The 8,535-nt window shown below is 49.8% G+C and carries 4 protein-coding genes and 2 pseudogenes; 5 read left to right on the forward strand and 1 reads right to left on the reverse strand.

From position 1 onward, the window contains the following. A pseudogene (locus QJ48_RS36100) lies at window positions 1-245 on the reverse strand (hypothetical protein); the annotation flags it as partial. Between QJ48_RS36100 and QJ48_RS21055 the strand changes: the two are divergent. The 5 genes and pseudogenes from QJ48_RS21055 to QJ48_RS37010 form a co-directional block, all read left to right on the forward strand. Continuing rightward, window positions 239-2,212 (forward strand): hypothetical protein, encoded by a 1,974-nt coding sequence (locus tag QJ48_RS21055; protein ID WP_237762997.1) that lies wholly within the window; start codon window positions 239-241, stop codon window positions 2,210-2,212. The pseudogene QJ48_RS36100 and the gene QJ48_RS21055 sit on opposite strands and share 7 nt — an antisense overlap. 212 nt (window positions 2,213-2,424) lie before the next feature. Next, window positions 2,425-2,934 (forward strand): GbsR/MarR family transcriptional regulator, encoded by a 510-nt coding sequence (locus tag QJ48_RS21060; RefSeq protein WP_054975473.1) that lies wholly within the window; start codon window positions 2,425-2,427, stop codon window positions 2,932-2,934. Between the two features lie 167 nt (window positions 2,935-3,101). Next, complete coding sequence (locus tag QJ48_RS21065; protein WP_054975474.1) at window positions 3,102-6,203, forward strand: efflux RND transporter permease subunit; 3,102 nt, start codon at window positions 3,102-3,104, stop codon at window positions 6,201-6,203. 58 nt (window positions 6,204-6,261) lie between these two features. Next, window positions 6,262-7,518 (forward strand): efflux RND transporter periplasmic adaptor subunit, encoded by a 1,257-nt coding sequence (locus tag QJ48_RS21070; protein WP_054975475.1) that lies wholly within the window; start codon window positions 6,262-6,264, stop codon window positions 7,516-7,518. Window positions 7,519-7,550: 32 nt separating this feature from the next. Continuing rightward, window positions 7,551-8,535 (forward strand): annotated as a pseudogene (locus QJ48_RS37010) (hypothetical protein); the annotation flags it as partial.

Here is an 8,535-nt window from a genome sequence, read left to right on the forward strand (position 1 = left end):
CGGTTTTTATCCTTGTCCTGCGGCAGGACGCGAACGGAAAGTTGGTTGCCGGTTTTCGTCCTTAGCCGCGGCCAGTAGTCGATGAACTGCAGGTCGGTCGTCCCTCCGTTGTGGACCCCTACGGTGAATGTCACGGTTTTGTTGCCTTGCTCCGGCATCATGACCACATTTTTAAGCTCGAAATAGCTGGTCGCGTTAAGAGCGACCTGTCCGATTGCCGGAGCAAGGCAACAAAACCGTGACATTCACCGTAGGGGTCCACAACGGAGGGACGACCGACCTGCAGTTCATCGACTACTGGCCGCGGCTAAGGACGAAAACCGGCAACCAAATTTCCGTTCGCGTCCTGCCGCAGGACAAGGATAAAAACCGCATTCCGGCCAAATCGAGCCAAGACATCAGCTTTTACGCAACGGTAAACGAATCGACGGACCTGAAGGATCTTATTTTTGAAATTATCAAATGGGACTTCAGCATGCCGGAGGCGGATTTTGTTCGGAAAATCGGAGATGTGAGCGTTCCTGACGACTATTCCGTCGTTACGCCGGCCGGTAAAGCACATACGATTCAAATGGCAAGCAATCCTGTCAAAGGCACCATCAAAAAAGTATTGATGAGCAAGAACGAGAAGAATTACACTCCGACCGTCGTCCTTAATCTGGAGAACGTGGGCTCGAAGAGCGTAGCGGTGCCCGGATATCAATATTTGCTTCGCACAAGCGAAGGGTATATGTATCCGCTTGATGCCAAGGCGGTAAAAGATTTGACCCTCAATCCGCAAACGAACAAAGATATCGATCTTACGGGCTCCGTTCCGGTCTCCGTTTCAACGGAAGGCTGGCAGCTCGTGATCGTTCAGAACGCACAGGATTTGAAGCTCAATCTGCCGATCGCTTTCTTCGCTTTACCGGCCGTATCGGATACGGACGGGGTGGACACGGGCAAAGCCTTCAGCTTCACGAACAAATCAGGTACCTACACGGCTCAACTGAATACGGTCCAACGGCTGCCTTGGGAGGACCAGGATATTTTGACCGCAGGGTTTACGCTTTCCAATAAAGGTCCCGAAGCGCTTCCGATTCCGGATCTGACAGGGTACTTCAAGCTGGACGACAACGTGAAGGTGGAAGCGAAGCTGGTTCGGACAGACAATGTCATCGGCTTGGCCCCGAATGCGGAAGCTCAATTCCAGTTTATCGGCAAAATTCCTTACACGTCGCAATTCGGCAAGGTCAAGCTTGTGCTGCAAGAGAAAACGGGCAGCGGCAGCAGCGACGGGAAGACAGACCAACAGACGGCGGCGAACGATTTGCTCGAATTCGTACACCGCTCGGAGCTGATGAATATTCCTTATAATAACTTCGGCGAAACGCATAAAGTGACCAATGTAGGCCGGAGCGTAAGCTACAAGGTACGCTCCGTCACGACATATGCAGGGGAAACGGCCGATACGTTTACCGCTCTTCTCGAAGTAGGCAATTTGGAAACAAGAGCATCCGACATCTCGAAGCTGGTAGGCTATTTCAAGACAGCCCAAGGAAGATATTATCCGGCGGCCATTTCAGAGGTTAAATCGAAAATCAGTCCGGATGGGAAGGCGCTTCTCCTGCTTTCTACCAATATTGATAAAGGGTTTCCGACCTCCGGCACGAGCGTGATTATCGGTGAAGCCGTAACTGAAGGAAAATTGACCGAAGCGGATAAAAAACCGGATGCTTATGTTAACGCTGCGGCGTACTGGCTACCGCAAGAAGATTTTACGGTCAAGAAGGACTTCAAAAATATAGATCTCGTACCGTACCAGTTGTCGTTTAGTAATATTCGCTCCATAATCGATCAACAAGGCGTAAAGCTCAAGATGGACTACGAGCTTACCAAAGATTTAATGTTGAACACGAACATGGAAGGGCGCAAACTGATTCTTGAGCTTGATGACGCTGACCGAAAAATTAAATTTAACAAAGAGTTTGATTTCAAAGACTTCGACGGCGGGTCGCCTGATAAACAAGGTACGACCAGCGGTAAGCTTGATCCGAAGGACAAGATCGTCATCGGAAAACATAAGGACTTGGAATTGCAAGCTGACGATAAAAATCTGATTTTTGAAGTCAGCTATGTAAAAAAATTCAAGCTTAACCTTTACGACTCGTTCCAAGGACAAAAGAAGCTGATCGCTACTAAAGAGGTCGAGTGGTTTATTACTACAGAATAATATTTTCACTTTTTTTTGATTAAACGAAACCGTTTCTGCATCAGTTGCGTAAAACTGTGCAGAAGCGGTTTTTTGCTGGGAACTCAGTAACTTCTATGATAAATTGGTTAAATGTTCATTGGGGGTATTGACAGGTTTTTCAAGACGATTTATGTTATTAACGTTAACAACATTCTTAACGATGTTAATTCAATATTAATAAGGAGAAGATAATGAGTAAACCGCATCTCTCGTTTGGTGAATATAAATGGACGGTCACCCAGCACATGTCCCGGACTTTTGAATTGGAGGGATTCAGTCCGCTTGTCGGTAAAATATTCGGCCTGCTTTTGTTTGCGTCCAAGCCGGTCAGCCTGCAGGAAATTGCCGATCAGCTTGGCGTAACGAAAGCCGCCGTCAGTGTCCAAGTCCGTGCGTTGGAGAAGTACTCCATGTGCCAAAAAATTCCGATGAGAAGCGACCGCAAAGACTACTATTACATAGCCGACGATTTTACGTTGATTAGCATGCGGGCCAGCAAGCAAAGAATCGAATCGATTACCAAGCAGTGCGAAGAACTGTTGTTCACCCTCAAAGGAATGTCTCAGATTGATGAGGCGGAAAAAGAATCCTTCGAGGTATCCAAGCGAAGATTTGCGGAAGTTTCCGCGATGTACCGGATGTTTTTATCACGATTGGAGGGGATCGAAGAGGAGTGGGTCCGATTAAGAGAGCAGTTGTAAATAGATAGACGAAAGACGGGACGCCCGGATTTTTTTATATTATGACTTTTTTCACCTTACAGCGGTTAACGAACCAAGCTATACTGAAAAAAGATTTATGGAAAATGAAGGGGTAACCGGAAACGCCTCGTCTAAGTAGTCAGCAATCGTAATGGAGGAGTAGAGAGATGAATTCATTAACAAATTTTTCGATGAAGAACATCGCCGCAGTAATCATTATTGTGCTGATGTTGTTTGGCGGCGGTACCTATGCGGCTTCCATCTTGAAAATGGAACTCATACCGAGTACTACGCAAACGAAATTCAATATTACCACCCAGTACACGGCTCCTCCTAAGGATGTTTTGGAGCTGGTGACCAAGCCTGTCGAGAAAGCGGTGGCGGGACTAGACGGCATCAAATCTTTAAAGTCTACCTCCAGCGATAACTTCTCCATGGTTACCGTTGAATTGCAGCAAGGGAAGAAGATCGAGGATGCCAGAAGGGACGCCGAAGGCTTGCTTGCAAACGTAAAGCTGCCCCAAGGCGCGGAAAAACCGAAGGTTCAGACCTCCAGCGCCGAAGCGAGCGCCATTTACTACCTCTCGGTGTACGGCGAGAACAACATGAGCCAGCAGGAGCTGGATAAAATCTACAAGGATATCGTCCAGCCGGGTTTTGCAGCCATCAAGGGCGTTGACCGCGTCGAAGGGGTCGGCAATAAAGAAGCGGTTCTGACCTTAAGAATGAACGGCAACGCAATCAGCAGCTACGGGCTGACACCGGCACAGGTGTCTCAAAGCATTCAAACTGCCATTATGACAAGCCCAGCCGGATTAGTCGACTTCAGCGGGAACACTCAGATGGTACGCGTTAAGAGCGATCTCAATACGATTTACAGCTTGGAAAACATGAAGATTACGGCGCCGGGAGGACAAACGCTTCTTCTGAAAGACATCGCCAAGGTTGAAGCGATTTCCGAGTCCAGATTCATTTCGCGTCTCGACGGCAAGCCGGCGATTGGTGTAACGATCTACAAAACGAAGAACTCTAACGACGTACAATTGGCTGCGGAAGCAGACGCTTTGATGGCCAAGTGGAAACAGGAATTCCCAAACATTACGTTTAAGGTGCTTTTTGCTACATCGAGCATGATTAAGGATTCGATTAACGGCATGGTTAAGGAAGGAGCGCTCGGCGCCCTGCTTGCTTCTATTATGATCCTGCTCTTCCTTAGAAATGTTCGGATGACCATCATCGTTTTAGTCTCTATCCCGTTATCGTTGTTGATCACGCTGCTCATCATGGCTCCGCTCGATATATCGCTCAACATCATGACGCTGGGCGGGATTACGATCGCAATCGGGCGTGTCGTGGACGACAGTATCGTCGTAATCGAAAATATTTACAGCGAGCTCGTAAAAGTTCACGAACGCGGAGAATCGGTCATTAAGAAAGCGACCGCGCAAGTGGCTTCGGCGATTACGTCCTCCACGCTTACAACCGTCGGGGTATTTGCTCCAATCGCCTTTGTCGGGGGAGAGCTCGGGGATTTGTTCCGTCCGTTCGCCGTCACGCTTTCCGCTGCGTTGTTGTCTTCGCTGCTGGTGGCCGTGACCGTGATTCCGATGCTTGCCAAACTGCTTGTGCTGCGTTCCAAAAATATTAAGGTTCATGACGAAACGCAAGTCGGCAAAGTGTCCGGCGGATATTTGAAAGTGCTGAAATGGTCGCTTAACAACCGTATTAAAACGATGCTGCTTTCCATGCTGGTTTTTGTTGTGGCTATCGTTGGTTCGGTTCCGTTCCTGGCTGTGGAGTTCATGCCTTCCAGCGATTCGGATAAACAAATGTTTATTATGATCAAAATGCCTCGGGAAACTTCGCTTGCATCCAACGACTTGAAAATGAAAGAGATCGAAGCGATGATTCGCGAGACGAAAAACGAGGCGGGAGAACCCGCTTTCGAATACATGCAGTCCTATGTAGGCGGCGGTTCTACGGACAATCGCATAGACTACGAAAGCCAGTTGATTGGCGCGGCATCGCAGGGAACGAACGCCAAGAAGCTGCTGAATGAAACCAAGGAAAAAATATTGTACCTGCTTCCCAAAGGCTCTGAGGTAAACGGTATGCTGCTAAGCGGCGGCGGACCTGGAGGCGGAGGAGACTTCTCCTATATGCTTAAAGGCGACGACCTGAATCTGCTCACGCAGGGAGCCAAAATGGTGAAGGATAAGCTCAAGGAAATTCCGGAGTTCAAAGATGTAAAAGACAGCTTGAGCGAATCGAAGAACGAAGTGGAAATCGCCGTAGATCAAAATAAAGCCAGACTTTACAATTTGTCTTCCGGACAAATCGTCGAAACCGTGAATTCTTGGTTGAGAGAGGAAAAGATCGGAGATCTGAAATTTGACAATACGACCTTCTCCACCAAGATCATGCTGGACAAGAGCTTCAAGGATTCCATTGACAAAATCGGAAACTTCCTGATCAAGACTCCTACAGGGACAACCGTCAAGCTGAACGAAGTAGCGAAGGTTCGTCAAATCGAGGCTCCGGCATCGATTACCCGGGATCAGCAGGTCCAATACGTAACGGTAACGGCAACGATCGAATCCAGGGACAAGGGCGGCGTTAGCGCCAAAGCGGCCGAAATGCTGAAAACCGTGGAGCTTCCGTCGGGAGTTCGTCCTGAAGTCAAAGGGGTATCCGACGATATCCAGAAAAACTTCATGCAAATGTTCGTGGCCATGGCCGTCTCCATCTTTATTGTTTATCTGATCATGGTTCTGGCTTTCGGAAATGCGAGTGCGCCGTTTGCAATCTTGTTCTCTCTGCCGCTTGCGGCAATCGGAGGTTTGCTTGGCTTGCTCGTCAGCGGCGAATCGCTCAACCTTACCTCATTGATCGGGTTCTTGATGCTGATCGGTGTCGTGGTTACCAATGCGATCGTGCTTATCGATCGCGTGCAGCAGCTGCAGGAGGCGGGACAGTCCGTACGCGAAGCGCTTTTGGAGGGCGGTTTATCCCGGCTTCGTCCGATTATCATGACGGCGGGGGCTACCATTATTGCCCTGCTGCCGCTGGCTCTTGGGTTCTCTAAAGGGGCGCTTATTTCCAAAGGCTTGGCTGTAGTCGTTATCGGCGGATTGACCACTTCCACTTTGCTCACGCTGGTCGTTGTACCGGTCGTATACGAAATTATTCACAATACCAAGTCCCGTCTCGGCCGCTTGTTCAACAGAAAGACATCGGAATCCAAGTCGACGCCGGTGACGAATGCTTAAGAAAGCATTTCATTCAGATAGATAGAGAGTTCTATAAGGGAAAAAGGAGAATCAGCCCATGAATCCGATCATGTCAAAATCTTTCAAGCAAAGTACCAAAGTGATGGGGGCCGTCGTTATTTCGACGGCGCTCCTCGCCGGCTGCGGCGCCCAGCCGCAAGCCGCACCGACGGCTGCCAACGCGTCTGAGCCCCAGCTCAAGACGGTTAAAGTCACGAAAATCGAGAAGCAAAGGATCGGCGATCCGCAGGAGCAGGTAGCCGACGTTATTTCTTCCATCCAGATTGACGTGGTGACCAAGGTAGGCGGAGACGTCATGGAAGTATTGAAGAAGCGCGGCGATATGGTGGAAAAAGGCGATGTGATTTTCCGCATGGACCCGACGGATGTGAAGCTTAAAAAGGAAAAAGCGCAGATTGACGTTTCCAGCAGTCAACAGCAGTTGGAAAAATCCAGACAAGAATTGGCCAACAGCAAGCAGGAAATGAAGAATGGAATCAAGAAGCTGGAAGATTCCATTAAGGAGACCGAAAAGAACTATAACAAAATGCGTAATGATTACGATCTGGGCTTAGTTACAAAATTCCAGCTTGAGCAAATGGAAACGCAGCTTAACAATCTCAAACTCGAACTGGAAAACAACCGAAACAAGCAGAAGACGCTGGAATCGACGAACTCCTTGGCTCCGTTGGAGCAAGCGCTGCAATCGTCGAATCTTTCGATTCGCGAAGCCGACCGGACGCTCGAAAATATGGAAGTGAAAGCGACGGTTAGCGGTGTCTTAACCGATCTGCCGATTGAAGTGGGCATGTCTTTGAACGGCGGTTTCCAAGCCGGGAAAGTGCAGCAGCTCGATCCGATCAAAATCCGGGCGGAGCTGACCGAGGAGACGGCCAATTTGGTGCGCGGCAAGCAGGAGCTGACATTTTACGTCCCAGGCACGCTGGAAAAGACGAAAGCCAAAGTCAGCTATTTAGCTGACGTGATGAGCGCCAATTCCAAGTCTTACACGTTGGAGCTTGAGTACCCTAACGCTGAGCGTAAGCTTAGGCCTGGCATGAAGGCCCAGATTCTCGTGACGGAAGAAGCCGATCAGATGGTTGTTACCGTGCCTAGCACGGCTATCGTACGTGAAGGCGGAGACACGTTCGCTTTCGTACTCGTAGGCGATACGGCGGAGAAACGCAAAGTGGCTTTAGGCCGTTTGAACGAAACGATCCAAGAAGTGCTGTCCGGTCTCAAAGAGGGAGAACAGCTCATCATTTCGGGTCAGAACCAATTGAAAGACAAAGAGAAAGTCCAGCTGGCCAAGTAACCCTCAGCGGACCTGAACAGGAGGAAAACCAAGTGAACAACAAGATGAAAAAAACCGTAGCATCCGTCGTTATTACCGCCTCGATTATGAGCACAGGTTACTCCGCTCTGGCAGCAGAGCCTGCGGGAAGCGAGCCTGCGGCGCAAGCTGTCGTAACCTATAAACTGACCGACCTTCTCGATGTGGAAGTCAAGGGCGTATTAAACGAGCGAATTCAGGACGGCACCCGACTCGGTGTCGTGATTCGAATGAAAAATAACGGTACTACCTCGACGCGGGTGCCGGACTATGAACTGCGGGTGAAGACAAGCGAAGGCGTCGAATATACGCTGCAGCCAAGCGCTTCGAATGTGAAATCCATTCAGCCGAAAGCGAACACGGAGCTCAGCTATATGACCGTCATCGACCGCACCGATACCGTAAGTCTGGCCCAAGTGAATTGGACCGATGTCGATTATTACGTTTATCCAAAGAAGGAGACGCTGGTCGTGGCGGCGCCAATTACGGGGGAGACTTGGAAGGGCGGCGATACGCCGATTACCGATCCGAGTGCGATTAAGAAATGGTCCGATTCCTTTACAATCCCAACCTTAACCTCGCCGGTTCAATATACTCCGGCGGCGATCAATAAGGAGTCTACGGACAAGGGTACCGTATATGTCGTACAATTGCTTGCTTATAACCCTTCGAACCAACGTGAGACGATTCCAGTTTTCGCCGTAGACGGCAAGGCGGCGGGGAAGGTATTTTCCGGCAGCCAGGTAGAGCAAGGAACCATCACGCTGGAAGCGAAGGAAGAAAAATATATTCATTTTGCCATTCCGACGGACCAAGATACGGTCTTGAACAGCCTGAACATTCTGACTCCTGAGAAATTTGCTGTTGGCGGAGCTGGCGGCGCGGGGATCGGTGGAGGCGCAGGCAGTGCAGGAGCAGGGGCCGGCGCTGCGGCTGGCGCAGGAGCGGGAGCCAATGCCGGCGCAGCCGCGGGTGCTGCCGGCGTATACAACGTAGGGC

Source organism: Paenibacillus sp. A3 (assembly GCF_001399685.1).
Classification (GTDB): domain Bacteria; phylum Bacillota; class Bacilli; order Paenibacillales; family NBRC-103111; genus Paenibacillus_G.

Excerpts from the sequence above, each read along its gene's own strand:
- QJ48_RS21060 (WP_054975473.1), top strand. The coding sequence starts at position 2,425 with ATGAGTAAACCGCATCTCTCGTTTGGTGAATATAAATGGACGGTCACC.
- QJ48_RS21065 (WP_054975474.1), top strand. The coding sequence starts at position 3,102 with ATGAATTCATTAACAAATTTTTCGATGAAGAACATCGCCGCAGTAATC.
- QJ48_RS21070 (WP_054975475.1), top strand. The coding sequence starts at position 6,262 with ATGAATCCGATCATGTCAAAATCTTTCAAGCAAAGTACCAAAGTGATG.